General features: G+C 54.1%; 14 protein-coding genes. 8 read left to right on the forward strand and 6 right to left on the reverse strand.

The window, feature by feature from the left end; translation table 11 throughout:
• Nucleotides 1–110 precede the first annotated feature (110 nt).
• Nucleotides 111–1,082, forward strand: a complete 972-nt coding sequence (rocF, locus tag BM258_RS16170; protein WP_090074026.1) for an arginase — start codon at nt 111–113, stop codon at nt 1,080–1,082.
• A 195-nt stretch (nt 1,083–1,277) separates the two neighbouring features.
• Nucleotides 1,278–1,706, forward strand: coding sequence for a methylglyoxal synthase (locus tag BM258_RS16175; RefSeq protein WP_090074028.1), 429 nt, complete (start codon nt 1,278–1,280; stop codon nt 1,704–1,706).
• A gap of 93 nt (nt 1,707–1,799) precedes the next feature.
• On the opposite strand, the gene BM258_RS16180 is transcribed toward BM258_RS16175, so the two are convergent.
• The 4 genes from BM258_RS16180 to BM258_RS16195 all read right to left on the reverse strand — a co-directional run bounded on the left by BM258_RS16180 (nt 1,800) and on the right by BM258_RS16195 (nt 6,904).
• The gene (locus tag BM258_RS16180; RefSeq protein WP_090074030.1) at nt 1,800–2,234 is read right to left on the reverse strand and encodes a universal stress protein; all 435 of its coding nucleotides are present in this window, start codon (nt 2,232–2,234) and stop codon (nt 1,800–1,802) included.
• The gene (locus BM258_RS16185) at nt 2,231–4,843 is read right to left on the reverse strand and encodes a TRAP transporter permease (RefSeq protein ID WP_090074031.1); all 2,613 of its coding nucleotides are present in this window, start codon (nt 4,841–4,843) and stop codon (nt 2,231–2,233) included. The genes BM258_RS16180 and BM258_RS16185 overlap by 4 nt, the downstream gene beginning before the upstream one ends.
• A gap of 192 nt (nt 4,844–5,035) precedes the next feature.
• A complete protein-coding gene (locus BM258_RS16190) occupies nt 5,036–6,001 on the reverse strand; it encodes a TAXI family TRAP transporter solute-binding subunit (RefSeq protein ID WP_090074033.1) in 966 nt (321 codons plus the stop codon).
• Between the two features lie 42 nt (nt 6,002–6,043).
• The gene (locus tag BM258_RS16195) at nt 6,044–6,904 is read right to left on the reverse strand and encodes a MurR/RpiR family transcriptional regulator (RefSeq protein WP_090074035.1); all 861 of its coding nucleotides are present in this window, start codon (nt 6,902–6,904) and stop codon (nt 6,044–6,046) included.
• A gap of 195 nt (nt 6,905–7,099) precedes the next feature.
• On the opposite strand from BM258_RS16195, the gene BM258_RS16200 reads away from it, so the two are divergent.
• From BM258_RS16200 to BM258_RS16215, 4 genes are all read left to right on the forward strand, one after another.
• Complete coding sequence (locus tag BM258_RS16200; RefSeq protein ID WP_090074037.1) at nt 7,100–8,422, forward strand: aspartate aminotransferase family protein; 1,323 nt, start codon at nt 7,100–7,102, stop codon at nt 8,420–8,422.
• Nucleotides 8,419–9,222, forward strand: a complete 804-nt coding sequence (locus BM258_RS16205; RefSeq protein WP_090074038.1) for a beta-keto acid cleavage family enzyme — start codon at nt 8,419–8,421, stop codon at nt 9,220–9,222. The genes BM258_RS16200 and BM258_RS16205 overlap by 4 nt, the downstream gene beginning before the upstream one ends.
• A 115-nt stretch (nt 9,223–9,337) precedes the next feature.
• A complete protein-coding gene (locus tag BM258_RS16210; protein ID WP_090074040.1) occupies nt 9,338–12,139 on the forward strand; it encodes an EAL domain-containing protein in 2,802 nt (933 codons plus the stop codon).
• A 268-nt stretch (nt 12,140–12,407) separates the two neighbouring features.
• Nucleotides 12,408–12,746, forward strand: coding sequence for an ArsR/SmtB family transcription factor (locus BM258_RS16215; RefSeq protein WP_090074042.1), 339 nt, complete (start codon nt 12,408–12,410; stop codon nt 12,744–12,746).
• Nucleotides 12,747–12,831: 85 nt separating this feature from the next.
• On the opposite strand, the gene iolG is transcribed toward BM258_RS16215, so the two are convergent.
• Nucleotides 12,832–13,824 carry an inositol 2-dehydrogenase gene (iolG, locus tag BM258_RS16220; protein ID WP_090074043.1) on the reverse strand — a complete coding sequence of 331 codons (993 nt, stop codon included), beginning with the start codon at nt 13,822–13,824 and terminating at the stop codon, nt 12,832–12,834.
• A 438-nt stretch (nt 13,825–14,262) separates the two neighbouring features.
• Nucleotides 14,263–16,485 (reverse strand): NADP-dependent isocitrate dehydrogenase, encoded by a 2,223-nt coding sequence (locus BM258_RS16225; RefSeq protein ID WP_090074045.1) that lies wholly within the window; start codon nt 16,483–16,485, stop codon nt 14,263–14,265.
• Nucleotides 16,486–17,075: 590 nt separating this feature from the next.
• Here BM258_RS16225 and BM258_RS16230 point away from each other — a divergent pair.
• Both BM258_RS16230 and BM258_RS16235 read left to right on the forward strand, forming a co-directional pair.
• Nucleotides 17,076–19,190 (forward strand): methyl-accepting chemotaxis protein, encoded by a 2,115-nt coding sequence (locus tag BM258_RS16230; RefSeq protein ID WP_090074047.1) that lies wholly within the window; start codon nt 17,076–17,078, stop codon nt 19,188–19,190.
• A 218-nt stretch (nt 19,191–19,408) separates the two neighbouring features.
• A complete protein-coding gene (locus tag BM258_RS16235) occupies nt 19,409–20,851 on the forward strand; it encodes an NAD-dependent succinate-semialdehyde dehydrogenase (RefSeq protein WP_090074049.1) in 1,443 nt (480 codons plus the stop codon).
• The last annotated feature ends 127 nt before the right edge of the window (nt 20,852–20,978 follow it).

Below are 20,978 nucleotides of genomic sequence, written 5' to 3' on the forward strand. Positions count from 1 at the left end.
TTGCATTAATTCTGACAATTTTTATAAAAGATAGCCTCTACCCGTTGATCAGCGAGTGCAGTTAAGTCCTCCCAAAAGACCAGCAAGCCGATCAAGGGAGCCATAGCACAATGCCTGCACCAGAGAAAGCAACCCCGCCAACGATCCATCTTCTTGGGGTTCCGGTTCAAGATGGTACCCATGAAAAAGGATGCCTCATGGGGCCGGATGCTCTGCGCACTGCCGGATTGCGAGACACGCTTGAAGGACTTGGCTTTGATTGCGTGGATCATGGCAACCTTTCGCCCGCCGCCATTGATCCGATGCCCGCGGGAAAGGGCAACGCTTTGCAATTTGATGCTATCGCAAGCTGGACCCGCACCCTTGCTCCCAAAGCCTATGAGATGGCCAAGAACGGTTTTCCGCTCTTTATGGGCGGCGACCATTCGCTGTCTATGGGCTCGGTTGCTGGCATGGCACGCCATGCCGCCGAAGAAGGAAGAGAGCTCTTCGTGCTATGGCTTGACGCCCACACAGACTTCAACACCCCGCTGACATCGGAATCGGGCAATATGCACGGCATGTCTGTCGCCGCTTTTTGCGGTTTGCCCGAATTGAGCGGTCTTTACGAAGCCCCCCTTGATCATCCGGTCAATCCCGCTCAAGTCCATATGATGGGCATTCGCAGCATCGACCAGAAAGAGCGTGATCTCTTGCGGCGGCACCATGTCAAGATCAACGACATGCGTGTACTTGACGAGATGGGCGTCATCCGCCCCTTGATGGAACTGATCGATGAAGTCAAATCACGCAACGCCATGCTACATGTCAGCCTTGATGTGGACTTTCTCGACCCGGAGATTGCCCCAGCCGTCGGCACGACAGTACCGGGGGGCGCCACCCTGCGTGAAGCCCATCTGATCATGGAGCTACTGCATGAGAGCGGCTATGTCTCCTCGCTGGATCTGGTCGAGCTCAATCCGTTCCTTGATCATCGCGGCAAGACAGCGGAGCTGCTGACCGATCTCACAGCCTCCCTCTTCGGACGCACCATTTTCGACCGGCCAACCCGCCGCCCCGGCCCACGGCACAGAAGCGTCTAGTCCACGGCCAACAAACAATTTGCTATCCCTTTCGGTAATTTTGTCGCTGCGTAACAGCCTGATCACGTTGATTAACTGGACAAAAATCATTTCCTGCCTAAAACTAGGATCAACGACAATGATCTGTCGTGTGAGAATGGCTCGCTATGGGTCAGGCTCAAAGGATAGATCACAACGGCACGAGGAAACGCACGCATGCAAGACAATGACAGCAAAGAGGATGATGCTCCGCTTCGCATCGCTCTGGTGGCCCATGATGCAAAGAAGGATGACATCGTGGATTGGGTTGGCAAACATCTCAATCTGCTGAGAAAAGCAACATTTGTCGGCACCGGCACCACCGGTGGACGCATCAAGAAGGCCTTTCCCGAGCTGGATCTCACGCCTTTGTTCTCCGGCCCTTTGGGTGGCGACCAGCAGATCGGCGCCATGATTGCCGAAGGCAAACTGGATGGTCTGATCTTCTTCGTCGACCCGCTTTCTCCCATGCCCCATGATGTGGACGTAAAAGCGCTCAACCGTCTGGCCGTCGTTTACGACCTGCCTATGGCCCAGAGCCGCCGCTCCGCCAACATGATCATTCGCGGCATGATGATGGAAAAATACGGCACCATCGACTTGTAGGATAGGCCCCCACAAAGCCCAAACGGATATTGCAAGACAAAAGGCCGCCCGGTTCCCCGAGCGGCCTTTTTCATTTCGCGATGCAGCCTGTCGCTAGTCTTCCCGCACAACATAGACCGAGCATTTGGAGTGGCGCACGACACGCGCCGCATTTGGACCAATCAGCATTTCGCGCAAGTCAGGCTTATGAGCACCGATCACGATCAGATCTGAATCAGCCTGCTCGGCGGTTTCCAGAATCTCCTCATAGATCGAGCCCGACGCCACGATGTGACGCAAATCGGCCACACCGTCTTCGCCAAGAATATCGGAGACACGCTTCTTCAACGCAACCTTGGCATCTTTGACCGCCTGATTCTGGAAATTCTCATCGAAATAGGACCCGACGAGAGAGATCCGGAAATTGGGCACGACCGTTACGATATCCAGCCGTGCACCTTCAAGCTTGGCGATCTTGTTTGCCGTGTTCAGAACTTCGGCATCATTTTTCTGACTGATGTCAAGGGCGCATAGGACCGTATTGATCATGCTGGTTTCTCCTCTTTGCGACCAACGCGTGCACGCTGAAGCAAATAAACACATCCAAGCAGCAACAGCCCCGGAATATAGATCAGATCCTTGGGCAACTGGTCTGCCTTGATTTCCGCATGGGTAATCTGCACAGGGTCATCCGCGTAGAAGTCAAAGCCACCGAGCATTTCAAAGAAAGGTGTGCCCGGGAATGGCTCATCCAGCTTGGTCACACCATCTTCATCGAGAATGGTCAGGCCCTGAGCCTCGAGACGTGCGTCCCCTCCCGCTTCTTCACCGGAGGTAATAACCAGGGTGGTTTCCTTGGTTGATCCTGTGTCGAAATCCGGCCCGGAGATGTTGAGCCGCATTTCATGCCCCGGAGGAATAGCCCCGAAGGCCTGGCTTACCTGCGCCGGTTCCACCACCTCGAAAGGAGGCTGTATCCGGTTCATGAAGAAGTCCGGACGGAACAGAATAAAGGCAATCAGCACCAGAGCGACACTTTCATAGATGCGGCTCTTGGTCACGAAATAGCCCATCGTACCCGCTGTAAAGACCAGCACTGCTATCATTCCGATCGCAGCAACCAGAAGCCCCTGATACCATGTGACATCATACCAGAGCAGATCGGTGTTGAAGATGAAGACGAATGGCAGAGCAACGGTCCGGAGCGAATAGAAGAAGGCTGTAAAGCCCGTCTTGATCGCATCGCCCCCCGACACCGCAGCCGCCGCAAAGGAGGCAAGCCCCACCGGCGGCGTCACATCGGCCATGATACCGAAATAGAAGACGAACAAGTGAACTGCGATAAGCGGCACCACCAGACCGGATTGCGCCCCGAGTTGAACAACCACACCGGCCATCAGCGAAGACACAACGATATAGTTGGCCGTTGTCGGCAGTCCCATACCCAGCACGAGCGACAGCATGGCCACAAAGATCAGCATCAAGACGAGGTTGCCCCCGGACATCAGCTCCACGAGATCCGCCATCACCTGTCCGATACCGGTTAGCGTCACCGTTCCCACGATCACACCAGCCGTTGCCGTGGCAAGACCGATACCGATCATGTTGCGTGAGCCATCGATCATGCCGATACCCAGATCACCAACACCAGCCTTGAAGGCGTTCACATATTCATTTTCGCCGCGGAACATGGCCTTGAGCGGCCGCTGCGTCAGCAGGATAACGAACATCAGAGCCGTCGCCCAGAAAGCGGAAAGCCCCGGCGATTTCTGCTCGATCATCAGGAAGTAGACCAGAACCACGATCGGCAGCAGATAGTAAAGACCGGTTTTGTAGATGTCCTTGACTTCCGGCAGCACGATATTCTCGTCATTTGGGTCGTCCGGTTTCAAGTCGTCCACCGATGCCGCCAGCTTGAGCAGCAGCAGATAGGCCACGAAGGTGAGAGCAGCCAGAATCCAGCTTGCCCCTTCTGGTACCATAGAAACGATCAACCCGATCGGGTATTTGATGCCATAGCAAAGCAGGGCAAATCCGACGAAGAAAAACAACATGCCAAGAATGGTACGCGCCGTGGAAACAGCTTTCGTACCGATGGTGGGCATATTCCGCTTCACCGCTTCCAGATGCACGATGTAAACCAGCGCAACATAGGACAGGATCGCAGGCAGGAAGGCATGCGTGATCACTTCCATGTAGGAAATGCCCACATATTCCACCATCAGGAAGGCCGCAGCCCCCATCACCGGCGGCATGATCTGCCCGTTCACCGAAGAAGCCACCTCAACAGAGCCAGCCTGTTCGGAGGTAAAGCCCACCCGCTTCATGAGCGGAATGGTAAAAGTACCCGTCGTCACCACGTTGGCAATGGAAGAGCCGGAGATAAGACCGGTAGCTGCCGAGCCGACAACGGCTGCCTTGGCAGGTCCGCCCTTCAAATGCCCTAGAGCAGCGAAGGCCATCTTGATGAAATAGTTCCCCGCCCCGGCCTTGTCGAGTAACGAGCCGAACAGCACGAACAGGAACACGAACTTGGTGGAAACCCCCAGCGCGATACCGAACACGCCTTCGGATGTGATCCACATGTGGCTCATGGCTTTCTTGAGCGAAGCGCCCTTCCAGCGAATGACTTCCGGCACCCATTCAGAGGAGCCGAAAAAGACATAGACAAGGAAGATGACTGCGATGGTCGCCATAGCCGGACCAAGCGCACGCCGGGCCGCTTCAAACAGCAGGATCAGGCCTGCAAGGGCGACCCACTTGTCGACATCATCGGCCAGACCGCCATTATTGACGACCTTCTGATAGAAGAAGAAGCCATAGAGCGCGATAAAGGTGCCCGCCAACGCGAAGATCCAGTCCTGAACCGGAATATGATGGCGTGGACTGCTTTTCAGCGCGGGATAAGCCATATAGGCCAGGAAAATGGCAAAGGCCAGATGCACCTGACGCGAGTTGTTGATCAGATCGGACGGAAGGACATAGTTGGAAATCGGCGAAGCCAGCAAGACCTGAAAGGCAGCCCAAACAAGGGCAACGATAGCCAAAAAGGTTCCCACCGGGCCGATCGGATTACGCGCTCCCGCATCCGTAGAGGCAACCAGGTCCTGAAGCTCTTCCTCAGAAAGTGGACGCCCAGACGCATTTTTCTGTGACATAGATTGCAGCCCCCAGCCATCGCTCCCAAGCGCGATTACAACCAAGCTGAAACCGTCAAACAGTTTCACCAGCACTGATCGGCGATAGCATATTATTAATTATGGAAAACCGAACCCGGTCTTGCCGGGTCCAGTCACAGCAATTGCAAAAGGCCTCGGACACAAAAGCCCGAAGCCTGAAATCAGCGAGACTTACATCCAGCCTTTTTCTTTGTAATATTTCACAGCACCCGGATGCAGAGGAGCAGACAGGCCGTCCTTGATCATTTCTTCCGGTTTCAGGTGAGCAAATGCAGGATGCAGTTTCTTGAAGGCATCGAAGTTTTCGAAGACGGATTTCACAAGCGTGTAAACAGCGTCATCGGAAACGGCAGCGGAGGTCACCAGAGTTGCGCCAACACCGAAGGTTTTCACATCTTCATCGTTTCCGCGATACATGCCACCAGGAATGGTAGCGGAGCGGTAGTAGGCATTGTCGGAGATCAGTTTTTCAACGGCAGGGCCGTCAACCGTTACCAGAACGGAATCACAAGCTGTGGTGGCTTCCTGAATGGAACCGGATGGGTGACCAACGGTGTAAACCATGGCATCGATCTGGTTATCACACAGAGCAGCAGACTGTTCAGCAGCCTTCAACTCGGTAGCCAGTGCGAAATCGTCGGTGGTCCAGCCAAGGGCTTCCATCAGAACTTCCATGGTGCCACGCTGACCAGATCCCGGGTTACCGATATTGACGCGTTTGCCTTTGAGGTCGGCGAAGTTTTTCACGCCGGCATCAGCACGGGCAACCACGGTGAATGGTTCCGGATGGATGGAGAACACAGCGCGCAGATCCTCGAAAGCGCCTTTGTCTTCAAATTTGGAGGTACCATGATAAGCGTGATACTGCCAGTCAGACTGGGCAACACCGAACTGCAGTTCGCCATCACGAATCGTGTTGATGTTGTAAACGGAACCACCGGTTGATTCGACAGAGCAGCGAATCCCATGGTCTTTACGGCCTTTATTGACCAGACGGCAGATAGCGCCACCCGTTGGATAATATACGCCCGTTACACCGCCGGTACCGATGGAAATAAAGCTCTCGGCAAACGCCGCTTGAGAAAAGCTCAAGCCAGCTGCGACCGCAGCTGCAGTGATTGTCAATTTTTTCAACATAAAGTTCTCCCTGAGTTGATCGAAAGGTTAATCCAAGTCTATTCAATCCCAAAACTCACCATATCGGTGATTCCGGGTTTCAACTTCTTCAATTCTGGCGCGAGCACTATCCCCTGCCCTAGCAACCAGCATTCCGATAAGAGTTTCAATTAGCACAAGCGTGGCTGCATAAGAAGAGAAGAATTGTGGACTCTCTGTCGGCACGATAAAATTTGCAGATGCATGTGCAAGAGCCGGGCAGGAAATATCATCCGTAATAACAAGTACATAGGCGCCAGCGTCGGCGGCCATCTGGGCAGCAACAATCGCGCGTCGGGCATAAGGAGCCTTGGTCAGTATGATGACGGCGTCCTTCTCGTTAAGCCCCACCATGGCCGAGCTCAAAGATGCCCCCATCCGCCCGGCAACCTTCCAGTTATCGGCAAAATAGCGCGCAAGATATCCCAGATATTCCATAAAACCCGTTGAACTGAAGGCCCCGAACAAAAGCACCTGACGGGCATCATTCAGACGATCCGCCACAGCGACCAGCTGTTCCTGATTGATATCCCGTTCCAGTTTCCCAAGATTTTCAAGGCTGGCGGATACCTGTCGTTCGAAGAAGGATCGAGCGCTGCTGCCGGCTCCATCCTCGACAAGCAAGCTCGCGCGTTCAGAAAATGACATGGCCTGACGCCCGATGCGCTGACGGCACATGTCTCTCATTTCTTCATAGTTGGAAAATCCCAGCGCCTGAGAAAGCCGTGTAAAAGTGGACGGAGCCAAGCCTGCCATACCGGATACCGAGCGCAACGAGTGAGTCGCTATCTCGACTTCGTGGTCAACCACAAAGTCTGCGGCCTGTTTCAACCGCCCGCTCAGTTGGCCATAGTGACCAGAAATCCTGTCCTGTATCGACTGCATACCCGTAATATTGGCTCCACCCTAGTCTCATGACGCCTCAGTAAAATTTCAATTGTTTTAACTAAAGTCAATAGTTGAAACAAATGTTTCTTTGTTATATAACCCACCCCTTGGGTCAAACGGTCCAATAACCCCGCGCGACCCGCTAAAACCATTGCTGCGGAGGCCATCTCCGCCCTATCAGCAGGCACAGCCATGTCCCACATATTCCCTCGCCATACCAAATCCAATCTCCCCACTGTAGACCACGGAAAAGGCGTTTATCTCTTTGACACCGAAGGGAAATGCTATCTGGACGGGTCCGGAGGAGCGGCTGTCTCCTGTCTGGGTCATGGCGATCAAGATGTCATCGAAGCGATCAAACAACAGCTTGACGCTGTGCCATTCGCGCACACCAGCTTTTTCACCTCCAAACCGGCCGAAGCGCTCGCCGACAAGCTGATCGCGCATGCCCCTGAAGGGCTGGACCGGGTCTATTTTGTTTCAGGTGGTTCGGAAGCCGTCGAATCGGCCATCAAGCTGGCACGTCAGTATTTTCTTGAAATCGGCCAGCCGCAGCGCCGCCATATCATCGCCCGCCGCCAGAGCTATCATGGCAACACCCTTGGTGCGCTTGCAACGGGCGGCAACCTTTGGCGCCGCGAACCTTTCGCGCCCCTGATGATCGATACAAGCCACATCTCTCCCTGCTATGAATATCGCGACCGCAAGGAAGACGAGAGCGCCTTTGATTATGGCCAGCGCGTTGCCAATGAGCTGGAAGATGAAATCCTGCGTGTCGGGGCCGAAAATGTCATGGCCTTCTTTGCTGAACCGGTTGTCGGTGCAACGGCCGGTGCATTGCCGCCGGTTGAGGGCTATTTCAAACGTATTCGTGAGATTTGCGATCAATATGGCATCCTCCTGGTGCTGGACGAAGTCATGTGCGGTATGGGCCGTACCGGTACGCTCTTTGCCTGTGAACAGGACGGCATCGCACCGGACATCCTGACAACCGCCAAAGGGTTGGGCGCAGGCTATCAACCCATCGGGGCCATGATCTGCACCGATACGATCTACAAGGCGATTGAGGATGGCACCGGCTTCTTCCAGCATGGCCACACCTATATCGGCCACCCCACGGCAGCGGCAGGAGCGCTGGCGGTTTTGACCAAGCTGACCGACGGCGGTCTTGTGAAGCGCGCTGCGGAAACCGGCACCAAACTGCGAGCAGCCCTCGATGATGCCTTTGGTACCCATCCCTACGTGGGTGACATCCGAGGCCGCGGCATGTTCCTTGGCATCGAGTTTGTTGAAGACAAAGAGAGCAAGAAGCCTTTTGATCCGGCCCTTGCAACCGCCAAACACCTCAAGAAAGCGGCCTTTGAAGCAGGCCTTATCTGCTACCCGATGAGCGGAACGATCGATGGCAAATTCGGCGATCACATTCTGCTGGCCCCTCCCTTCATCTATGAAGACGCGCATATCGAAGAGCTGGTCGGAAAACTGAAGATTGCCATGGACAAGGTGCTGCCATGACCTTGACTGCAGGCCAATCTCCCCTGCCGGCGATCATGATCGCGCCCAACGGGGCACGCAAGGGCAAGGCGGATCATCCCGCCCTGCCTGTTACCATTGCCGAAACCGTTAAAACGGCCCTTGCCTGCCAAGAGGCGGGAGCCGACGGCATCCATGCCCATGTGCGTGATGCCAAGGGCAAACATATTCTTGATGCCGGCCTCTACAGCGAATTGCTCGATGAGCTGACGAAGCAGACCCCGGACCTTTATGCCCAGATCACGACCGAAGCCGTGGGTCAATATAGCCCCGCCGAACAGAGAGCAGTTGTCGAAGCGGTGGAGCCAACCGCTGTATCCATTTCTGTCAAGGAAATGCTGAGCGATGGCGAAACTGCGGACGTCAAACGCTTCTATCACGCGCAGGCAGAAAAGGGCGTCGCCATCCAGCACATCCTTTATGATCAGCAACAGGTCCTTTTCCTGCTTGATCTCTGCCGTCGGGACATAATCCCCGCCCGGAACCTCCATCTGCTCTTTGTTCTAGGCCGATACACCGATGGTCAGGTTTCATCCCCCGACGATCTGCTGCCATTCATCAAGGCCAAACAAAGCCTTGAAGAAGCGTTGCAGATCAAGGCGGACTGGGCCTGCTGCGCCTTCGGAGCGCAAGAGACCGACTGTCTTCTCAAGGCGGAAAGTCTGCAAGGGAAGGTTCGGATCGGATTTGAAAACAACATGACCAACAAGGATGGCACCATTGCAAGGGACAATGCCGAACGTGTAGTCGACCTTATCAAGGCCCGACCGACAGCGCATTAACGCTCTGCTTACCATAGCCAAAGAAAGAGAGAGGTCGCCAGCGCAACTGGCATTATTGCTCAACTTTTCACTTCTATAGTCCGCTTGAAGATAATGTAAAAAATTCGGACTTATAATGAAGCGGGCACCTCTCTATCGCATATTGACGCTTCTGGTCGTTCTTGTTTGCTGCGTGCTGGCAAATAGGGAAGGCTGGTTCGACCATATTGATCATGTGCTCACGGATCATCGTATGGCCACTCGAGCCATGCCCGCTTCCGGCGAAATCGTCCTTCTGGAAATTGATAACAAGAGCCTCTCCGCCATTGGCGTCTGGCCGTGGAAGCGCTCGATCTATGCCGATATCCTTGATAAGGCCTTTAAGGCCGGGGCACAGGAGCTGGCCTTCGATATCGATTTTTCATCCAGTTCAACCCCCGATGAAGATCAAGCCTTTGCCGCGGCGCTCGAACAGGCGGAAGGGCCGGTAACCCTTGCGGTTTTCCAGCAATTTGCCACCTCGAGCATGGAGGCAGGCGAACAACGCTTCAACCGGCCCATCGCTTCTCTGGCCACACAGGCCTGGCTGGCTACGGTCAATGTGATCGCAGATTCAGATGGCTATGTGCGGTCCTTTCCTCTGGCGCAAACCATTGGTGACGAGCTGCTCCCCTCCCTTACCAGCTCCCTGAGTGGATATCAGGAGATTGTGGAGAAACAGCAGATCATCAATTTCAATATCAATCCGGACACGATCCCCACCTATTCGGTCATAGACCTGTTGGAGGGCACCCTCCCGGAAAGGGCGCTTGATAACCGGAAGATCCTGGTCGGTGCGGGCGCAGCAGAACTGCGCGACACGATGGCCGTCCCCGTCTTTGGCGTTCTCAGTGGACCGCAATTGCAAGTCATCGCCGCAGAAAATCTGTTACAGGGCACCAATGTCCATCAGGCTCCAGAGCGCTGGACCTATGGCCTGATGCTGCTGTTGCTATTGCCCATGGGATTGATCCTCCTTCTCAGAAAGTTCAATAGTTATGGCCGACTAGCGGGCCTTTTCGCGCTGGCTGCTGGCGTGGAATATCTGGGTTTTACCCTCTATGCCGATCATCATCGGCTGCTGGATACGGCCATGATTCAAGCGACCATCCTGATGACGGGTGTCGCCCTGACGCTGACCGAAGTGGGCTTCAAGTCTGTACTGCTCAATCTTTCCCACAAGCATGGCCAGAGCATATCCGATCTGCTGGACACCATTGTCACCGACAGCCTGACAGGCATTGTGATTGTTGATTCCGAACGCCGCATCCTCAGCGTCAGTCAGCAGGCACAGCAAACATTCGCGCGTCTCGGTTATGACGCCCACAAAGGGGCTCTTATGGAGCAATCCATCCCATCCGAGTTTGGCAGCAAGATCAGGGAATGCCTCGACAAAATTCATTGGCACCATAACGGACAGAGCACCCACCTGCTTGAAATCAAACGCAGGGGCGGAAGGCGCGTTTACGAATATTCCATAACACCGTCCTCCATTGCCCCCGATGGCGATGAGCAACAGGAAGAAAGCAAGGTCGTAACCCTTCTGTTTCACGATATCACGGATGTCTATCTGGAGCAGAAGCGTCTCGCCTACATCGCAGATCATGATCCCATCACGAACCTGTACAACATGCAGGGCTTTTGCAATCAGATAGAAGAAACTTCGTCTTCCGAAGCCGCTCTAGACACCACAATCATTCTGGCCTGTCAGGGAAGACGCATCGAAAAAGTCAACCAGATGTTGGGCCCGGACTATGTCGAGAGCCTCTTGCGTCAGATCGGCCAATCCCTCATAGCCCTGCAGCAATTTGACTGCATTGGCTGCTGCACCAATCGCAAGACCTTCTTGCTTGCCAAGAGGAATGCAAGCCCGTCCGACATGCACGCATTGGCCGAGATGGTTCAAGCATGTCTGGATGCTCCGTTCGACGTGCGCGGGCACAGCATCATGGTTGGCTCGCAAATCGGAGGAGCCAGATTTGACAGCGCGACCATGAAAAGCGCCACCGATCTGACCAATGCAGCCATCATTGCCCTTGATCACGCTCAGGAAACGGGAGAAGACTGTACCGTCTATTCAACCAGTCTCGCCGCCGACGTTCAGCGCAAACGGTTTCTGGAAAACGAGATACCGGGTGCGTTCAAGCGCGAGGAATTCGAGCTTTACTATCAGCCGCAGGTCGATCTGAAAACAGAAGAGCCCGTGGGCTGCGAAGCACTGGTTCGCTGGAACCACAAGGAACTGGGCCTCATTCGCCCAGACCATTTCATTCCCATTCTGGAAGAAACAGGCAAGATTGTCGAGCTGGGCCACTGGCTTTTAAGAACAGCTTGTTCTCAGGCGATGAGTTGGCCAAAGCCGGTGCCTGTCGCGGTCAATATTTCAGCGGTACAGTTCCAGCGCTCCAACATTCTTGAAGAGATTGAGGAGGCTCTGGCGTTTTCCGGACTGCCGCATGACCGCCTTCATATCGAGATCACGGAATCTCTTTTCATAGCAGATCCCGAAGCCGTTCTTGAGCAACTCACTGCCATCAGAAACAGGGGCATCAAGATCGCACTGGATGATTTCGGCACGGGCTACTCATCCCTGAGCTATATTCATCGGTTCCCTCTGGACAAGATCAAGATAGACCGCGCCTTTGTCAAAGATCTGCCCTACTCAGCGGATTCCATGGCCGTCATCAATGCGGTAACAGCACTCGCCCATGGCTTTGATATGAAGATCGTTGCCGAAGGCATGGAAAACCAACAACAGGCCGATGTCTTGCGTGTTGCTGGCTGCCATCAGGGGCAAGGCTTCCTATTTGGCAAACCCATGAAAAGCGATCAGTTTGCATCCTATCTTTCACTCAGCACAACGGTCAGCGCGGAGGGGAAACAGCGCCAAATCGGTTGAGCAAGAGATCAGTTCGACTCATGATTTTTAGGCAAGTAAACACCTTCAATGCCCCCCTGTTTATCCCGCAAAACAACAGAACTTGGCAATCTTGACGAGGTAAAAGCCCGGTAAAATCTATATAGCTTGTGGATTCTTAGTAGTATCGCGGTATCCAAACAGCTGAAGAATGTGATCTGCTTAGTGAGTCGCGGCGTCGCCAAGACAAATTGCGGGTTTTCAACCAGCATTACAGCCTCAACTATAAAAACAAATATGGTGACATTGAATGTCCACACGCATTTTCAGTGAGGATATCGACGAGACTTCCTTGGAAAAAATGGCGGGCGTTGCATCGCAAGCCTCCAGCTTCCTCAAGGCAATCGGACATGACGGACGACTGATGATTCTTTGCCATCTAGCAACAGGCGAAAAATCGGTTACTGAATTGGAAGATTTATTGTCAGCTCGTCAGGCTGCTGTTTCCCAGCAGCTCTCTCGACTACGTCTTGAGGGTTTAATTGAATCACGCCGAGAAGGTAAATCGATTTACTATCACCTCACCGACAATCGGGCAAAACGGGTCATGGACCTCGTTTACGACTTATTCTGTGGCAGCACCACATAGAGCTGCCACGATAACAATCGGGAGGAATAAAAAAGGCCGCTCACGCGGCCTTTTCCTGTTTCATGAAGCTATTCTTGCCCGGATGCTATTCGCCGATCTTGATCATGCGGCCTTTTCTGTAGGATTCCCAGGCTGCCTCTGCCAGTTCGATAGCCTTCAGACCATCAATATGGTCTGGGTGCTTTTCGTCCTGACCGGAAATCACGCGGCAGAAAGTCTGCAACTCGGCCTTATAGGAAACGGCATAACGCTCCTGGAAATAGTCGAGCAGCGGATCGCTGCGATAGCCGGTGGAGTTGGCCAGCGTAACCGACGTGCCACGCAGGTTGTTCGCCCGAACCATGCCCTTGGAGCCATGCACTTCGACGCGCTGGTCATAGCCATAACTGGAGCGGCGGCTGTTGGTAATCACGGCAACGCGGCCCTTGGCAGACTTCAGCGTTGCGGTCGCGGTATCCAGATCGCCAATCTTGCCGATTGCCGGATCGGTCAGCACGGAACCGGTGGCATAGACTTCAACAATCTCATCGTCGAGAACATAGCGCGCCATGTCGAAGTCATGAATCATCATGTCGACGAAAATGCCGCCGGATGATTTCAGATAATCCATGGATGGGGCGGACGGGTCACGCGAGGTGATCTGAACGAGTTCAACTTCCCCGACTTCGCCATTTTCGATGTTGCGCTTGACCGCATTGAAGTTGGTATCGAAACGGTGGTTGAAACCAACCATCATTTTCACACCGGCCTTCTCAACGGCAGCCACGCATTCACGCACCTTGTTCATGTCGAGATCGATCGGCTTTTCGCAGAAAATATGCTTGCCCCCATTAGCCGCTTCCATAATCTGCTCTGCATGCTGCATTGCAGGCGAAGCAATGATCACAGCATCGATATCGGGGTCGTCCACGATTTCCAATAGCGACGCACGGGCTGCGCCGGTCATGGCTTGAACATATGCGGCAGCCTCATCGGCCGGATCATGAATCGCGACAATTTCAACATTGTCGAGCGCATTGACTGATCTGGCATGAATTTGGCCAATACGGCCAGCTCCCAAAAGACCGATACGGATCATATATATTTCTCCAAGTTGCGTTTCTGCACGGGTATTAGCGACGCAGGATCGCGCAGATATGACAGATTCGTCATAACGCGTCGGTTCCGGCGTATGTCCACCGATTAATTCAGACTAGCACACAGGCGTAAGTGAGTTAGACCTTGGTATGGCTCAAATGCCACATTCCAGGGCGGAAAGTCAAATAGATGGTCAATGCTAATGGTCACTTCCGGCAGTCTTCTAGCATATAGTCGTTTTCACGAATAGCGACGCCTGGATGATAGAAGCTATGCAACAAGCTCATATCTCACCTGATTGGATATGATCTTCAGAAACATCTGATCAAACGCGCACAGCCGGGGCTGAAGCTTTTCATAAAAAAAGCACCCGGACCAAATCCGGGTGCCATTTGTCTTGCTAACCTGCGTAAGGCAGGTGTTGGACTATTATCCGCGCTTAGCTGAAGATTGCGTTCAGAGTCGCACTTGGACGCATGACGGCCGCTTTCTTCTCTACGGATGGGTGATAGTAACCACCGATATCACCAGCCCCGCCTTGCGCCTCAGCCAATTCCTTGAGGATGTCGCTTTCCTTCTCGGCAAGCGCCTTGGCAATCGGAGCAAAATGTGCTGCCAGCTCAGAGTCATCGGACTGTGCAGCCAGAGCATCGGCCCAATAGCGGGCAAACCAATAGTGGCTGTCGCGGTTATCCGGCTCACCAACCTTGCGCGATGGTGACCTGTTATTGTCCAGAATGCCCTGAGTAGCAGCCTCAGCCGCAGCGCCGAGCACAGCAGCCTTACTGTTGCCCTTGCTATCAGCAAGGAAATTCAGGCTCTCGCCAAGAGCGCAGAATTCACCCATGGAATCCCAGCGCAGATGGTTCTGCTCGATCAGCTGCTGAACATGCTTTGGAGCCGAGCCGCCAGCACCGGTTTCAAACAGACCTCCACCATTCATCAGTTTGACGATGGAGAGCATCTTGGCCGACGTACCCAACTCAAGGATCGGGAACAGGTCCGTGAGATAGTCACGCAGCACATTGCCGGTGATAGCGATGCTATCCTTACCCGCTGTGATGGTTTCAAGCGAGGCGCGGGTTGCTTCACGCGGTGCCATGATCTGGAACTTGTCGGCCACGCCAGCAGCCTCCAGAGCAGGTTTCACATAGTTGATCAGCTCTGCATCATGGGCGCGATTGGCATCAAGCCAGAAGATGGCTTCAAAGCCGGTCAAGCGCTGACGATCAAGCGCAAGCTGGATCCAGTTTTCAATCGGCGCCTTTTTAGCAGTGGAAGAGCGCCAGATATCGCCAGCTTCCACTTCATGGCTATGCAGAACATCACCATTGGCCAGAACAATACGGATGGTGCCATCGGCAGGAGCTTCAAAGGTCGTCGGATGAGAGCCATATTCCTCGGCCTTCTGCGCCATGAGGCCTACATTCTGCACGGTACCGGCGGTTGACGGATCAAGCGCCCCGTTGGCTTTGAAGAAACTGATGGCCTCATCATAGATGGATGCATAGCAATTGTCCGGGATGACGCAATTGACGTCGCCCTTCTCACCCTTGGCATCCCAGCCCTTGCCACCGGCGCGAATGAGCGCTGGCATGGAAGCATCAATGATCACGTCGGACGGCACATGCAGGTTGGTGATGCCCTTGTCGCTATCAACCATATAGATTGCCGGACGGTCCGCAGCCAAAGCGTCGATCTCGGCCTGAATTTCAGCAGCATTGGGCAGACTTGCGATGCGAGCGAGTACATCGCCCATACCGGAATTGGGCGAAATGCCTGCGCTGGCGAAAGCTTCACCATATTTTTCGAAGATCGGCCCCATCCATGCCTTGACCGCATGGCCGAAGATGATCGGGTCAGAGACTTTCATCATGGTCGCTTTCATATGCAGCGAGAACATGATGCCGTCATTCTTGGTCTTCTCGATTTCGTTAGCGAGAAAGGCATCCAGCGCCTTGGCCGACAGGAAGGTTGCATCGACAACTTCGCCATCGGTGAGCATCCAGCCATCCTTTAGAATCGAGATGCTGCCATCCTTGGCAACGAATTCGATTTTTGCAGCGCCTGCCTGATCAGCAGAAAGCGTTGCGGATGCCTCGTTGGCATAGAAATCATCACCCGGCATGGAAGACACATGGGTCTTGCTGTCAGAGGACCATTTGCCCATGGAATGCGGGTTCTTCTGCGCGTAATTCTTGACGGCCTTGGCTGCACGACGATCGGAGTTGCCTTCGCGCAGAACCGGGTTCACGGCAGAGCCCTTGATCCCGTCATAGCGCGCACGCACGGCCTTTTCTTCATCAGTTTTCGGCTCGGCAGGATAGTCCGGCAGATCATAGCCCTGTGCCTTCAGCTCTTCGATGGCCGCAACAAGCTGTGGCACGGAGGCGGAAATATTCGGAAGCTTGATAACATTGGCGCCGGGTGTTTTAACCAGTTCGCCAAGTTCAGCCAGATCATCACTCTGGCGCTGTTCTTCGGTCAGCTTTTCCGGGAAAGTTGCAATGATACGCCCGGCAAGGGAAATGTCCTTTGTACCGACCTTGATGCCAGCAGCATCAGCGAAAGACCGTATGATCGGCAAGAAGGATGCGCTCGCCAATTCCGGCGCTTCGTCCACAATAGTATAGATGATATCTGGGTTAGACTGATCGGCCATATGATTTACCTTTCCGGTTCCCGAATTCCTGACCATCAGGCAGCTCCCCTGCCGGGTCAGGAAAAATGAGCTCCGCAACCTCTCCCTCAAGGAAAAGCCCGAAGTGAGCAAGAGCACTATGCGTCAACCACTGATTGACATTCAAGTTAGCAAAATGATGTCATTCGCCGTTATTTGCCATTGACGCCCTTGTTATTGAGCACGCTCTTTTTTCGATCAAGTGTCTAGTCACTCTAAGGCCTTATTCCAATTCAACATCCGTCGCATGCCACCCTCAAACATGGCAAGATTTGTCAGTTGCAGGAAATTGCCGGAAGCTGGCGGTGCAAGACCTGCCCAGAATGCCTTTCCTTGCGAATCTCCTCACGCAGATTGCACAAAGCGCCAAGTACACCAAATACAACTCAAAGAGACACCAAGACACGCAAAGGTTTTAGCCAAAGGAAAGAAAACAAAAATTGAATTCACACATTCGGATATCAGAAATCACAGAAACAAATACTTAAGGAAAATTCGCTACACTCTTACCTAAGCAAAATTATCAATAACCAGTAAAAACGCCCGGTAGCACCGAAAAAGAGATCTGCGCCATGTTTTCAAGAATGATGATAACAACCAAAATGCTCGTAGCAAGCATATTGACCCTTATCGTGGTCCTCGCTGCAGGCATTACATTTATCGGTTGGCAAAGCTCCTCCATCACCAAGGAAACGACCTTCAGGGAAGCCAAGGCCGTTACCGAAACGCAAGTTGCAGAGGTCAAGAATACTCTGCAATATGGCCTGACCTCTGCTGGCAACATTGCCAACGCTCTTACAAGCCTAAAGCAGGATGACATGACCAACCGGCAAGCCTGGTCGGGTATGCTGCTGCATATGCTGGAAAAGACTCCTGAGCTTTCCGGCACATGGGGCGCCGTCATCGACAACAAGCTTGATGGTGAAGACACAAAGGCCGCCAATTCCGAGTATCATGATGCCTCGGGCGTCTGGCGCCCATATTTCTTCCGTAACCCGGACGGTTCTATCGGTTTCCGCACCATCGCGGATATGGATAGCAAATCCCGCGAAGAGCTGAGCTGGTTCTATGGCGCCTATGATAGCGGCAAGCCTTACGCCACTGAGCCCTACAGTTGGGACATGGGCGGCAAGACCGTGACCGGTGTTTCTCTGGCTGTTCCCATCAAGGACGCCAGCGACAACATCATCGGTGTAGCCGGTACAGATATTATCCTGACCGAGCTTTCAGATTATCTGTCTTCGATAAAGCCTCTTGGCAGCGGCACCGTGCAGCTTATTTCGCAAGAAGGCAAATGGATTGCCCATTCGGACAGCACTCTTCTTGGCAAAAACTGGAACGAGGGACGCAGCGAAGCGGATCTGTCTCATCAGGCCGAACTGTTCAACGCCATCAAGTCTGGCAAGCCGTTGACCTTCGAGGGATACTCCAACACTCTGGCTACAGACGTCATCCGGTTTATCGATCCGGTTCCCGTTGGCAACACGGGCAATTCCCTTGCCCTCATCGTTTCCATTCCGGTTGATAGCGTCTATGCGGCAAGCCGTCAGATCACCATGTCTGTCGTCATCACGGGTCTGGTTCTGATCCTTGCCGTCTCCTTGGCCCTGTTCCTTGTCGGTCAATCCGTGATCCGCAAGCCATTGGCTGCGACCACCGAAACCATCAAGGCCCTGATCAATCGCCAGTATGACGTCACCATTGGCTATCTCAACCGCAAGGATGAAATCGGCCAGATCAACCATGCTCTTGAAATCTTCCGCGAAAGCTCCCTGCGGGCCGAACAGCTCACCAAGGAGCAGGAGAAGGAAAAAGAGGAACAGTTGCGTCGGGCAGCCAAGGTCAACGAACTCGCCCAGGCTTTCGATGCCCAGATCTCTGGCCTGCTGGATACGGTTTCCAGCTCTGTTGAGCGTCTGGATCTGACCTCACAACAATTGACACAGGGCGCTGACAGCACCTCCATGAGGTCCAACGCTGTGGCAGCGGCCTCCGAAGAGGCCTCAGCCAACGTGGAAGCCGTTGCATCGGCTGCCGAGGAGCTATTCGCTTCGGTCAATGAAATCAACCGTCAGGTGGATCAATCCAACCAGATTGCGTCCGAGGCGGTGATGCAGGCCAATCGCACCAACAGCAAGATCGAAGGCCTTTCCAACGCGGCAACCCGCATCGGAGAGGTGGTCAAGCTGATCACGGATGTGGCCGAACAGACCAACCTGCTCGCACTCAACGCGACCATCGAGGCCGCACGCGCTGGCGAAGCTGGCAAGGGCTTTGCGGTTGTCGCCGCAGAGGTCAAAGGCCTTGCGGAGCAGACTTCCAAGGCAACGGACGAGATCGCACAGCAGATTCAAGCGGTTCAGAACGAAACCGATGGAGCGGTTACCGCTATCGGCGAAATCTCGGCCACCATCGAACATATGAACCAGATTGCCGCTGCCATCACCGAAGCGGTGCAGCAGCAAGGGCAAGCCACTCAGGAAATCGCACGCAACATTCAGGAAGCCTCCGCAGGCACGCGGGAAGTTTCTTCCAACATTGCAGGCGTCTCCACCTCGGCTAGTGAAACCGGCGAAGCAGCTCGTCACGTTAGTGAATCTGCAAGCGAGCTGACCAACGAATCCAGCAACCTGCGCAGAAGCGTCAGCGGCTTCTTTGAAGACATCCGCAAGGTTGTCGGTTCCTGATCCCTTCGCCCATACAAAGCAAAAACACGATAAAAGGTCGCCCATGGCGGCCTTTTTTATTGCCCCCTCTTTTGCGCGCCCTTCACACAATAACCGTCATCAATAGGCATGGCTTGCGATACTGAAGGTGATCCCTTAGGGTCAACACGATTTTCAAGACGCACCGGGCCTGTCAGATATCGACCCGGACAAATTTACCGCGCGAAAGACATAATGACATGAACCTTAAAGACAAAAGCCTTCTAGAACCCCGCGCCTATATTAATGGCGAATGGAAACAACTCGACGCCACTTTCGATGTCACCAACCCCGCGACGGGCGACGTAATCGCCAAGGTTTCCGATTGCAGCATTGACGATGTCAAGGCCGCCATTGATGCTGCCTATGAAGCCCAGAAGGAATGGGCCAAGCGCACGGGCAAGGAACGTGGCACCATCTTGCGCAAATGGTTCGACCTGATGGTCGAAAATGCCGACGATCTCGGCCAGATCCTGTGCGCAGAAATGGGCAAGCCCCTGCCTGAAGCCATTGGAGAAATTCATTATGGCGCCTCCTTCATCGAATGGTTCTCCGAGGAAGCCAAACGGGTTTATGGCGATATCATTCCCGGCCATCAGCGCGACAAGCGCATCATGGTGCTCAAGCAGCCAGTTGGCGTCGTCGGCTCCATCACACCCTGGAACTTCCCCAACGCCATGATTGCCCGCAAGGTCGCTCCGGCGCTGGCTGTGGGCTGCGCCTTTGTGGCGCGCCCGGCAGAACTTACGCCACTGTCTGCCATGGCCATGGCTGTTCTGGCCGAGCGCGCAGGCGTGCCAAAAGGCGTCTTCAATGTGGTGCCGAACAGCCATTCTGCCGCAACAGGGCAAGAGCTGTGCGCCAATCCGAAAATTTCCAAGATCACCTTCACCGGCTCCACCCGCGTGGGCAAAATCCTCATGCGCCAGTGCGCAGACAGCATCAAGAAGATGAGCATGGAGCTTGGTGGCAACGCCCCCTTCATCGTTTTCGACGATGCCGATCTGGACGCCGCCGTGGAAGGCGCCATGATCGCCAAATATCGCAACAATGGCCAGACCTGCGTCTGTGCCAACCGCCTCTATGTGCAGGAAGGCGTCTATGATGCCTTTGCCGAAAAACTCACCGCAGCCGTGGCGAAACTTAAACCCGGCAACGGCATGGACGAAGGCGTCACCGTCGGTCCGCTCATCAATATGGATGCCGTTGAAAAGGTCGAGACCCATTTAAAGGATGCCTCGGAAAAAGGCGCCAAGGTGCTCACCGGTGGCTCTCGCCTTGACGGCACCTTCTTTGAACCGACGGTCATTGCGGACGTCCCGGCTGACGCGCTCGTCTCCAACGAGGAAACCTTCGGACCGGTCGCCCCGCTCATCCGCTTCAAAACCGAAGAGGAAGTCATTACGTTGGCGAACGACACCGAATTCGGCCTTGCTGGCTATTTCTTCGCCAATGATCTCTCCCGCGTCTGGCGCGTTGCTGAAGCGATTGAAACCGGCATGGTTGGCGTCAATACCGGCCTTATCTCTACTGAGGTGGCTCCGTTCGGCGGCATCAAGCAGTCCGGTCTTGGCCGTGAAGGCTCCAAATATGGCATCGAGGACTATCTCGAAGTCAAATATGTGTGCCTTGGCGGCATTTAACAGGCCAAAGAAAAGCCCAAAAATCAGAACTTGAAAGAGCCCGCCTCCCGACAGGGGCGGGTTTTTCGCGCCAAACGCCAAGGAAAGCGCAAATCCCTGTTGTACTCGATGAGACAACGTGGCACTG

This window comes from Cohaesibacter marisflavi (assembly GCF_900115225.1).
Classification (GTDB): domain Bacteria; phylum Pseudomonadota; class Alphaproteobacteria; order Rhizobiales; family Cohaesibacteraceae; genus Cohaesibacter; species Cohaesibacter marisflavi.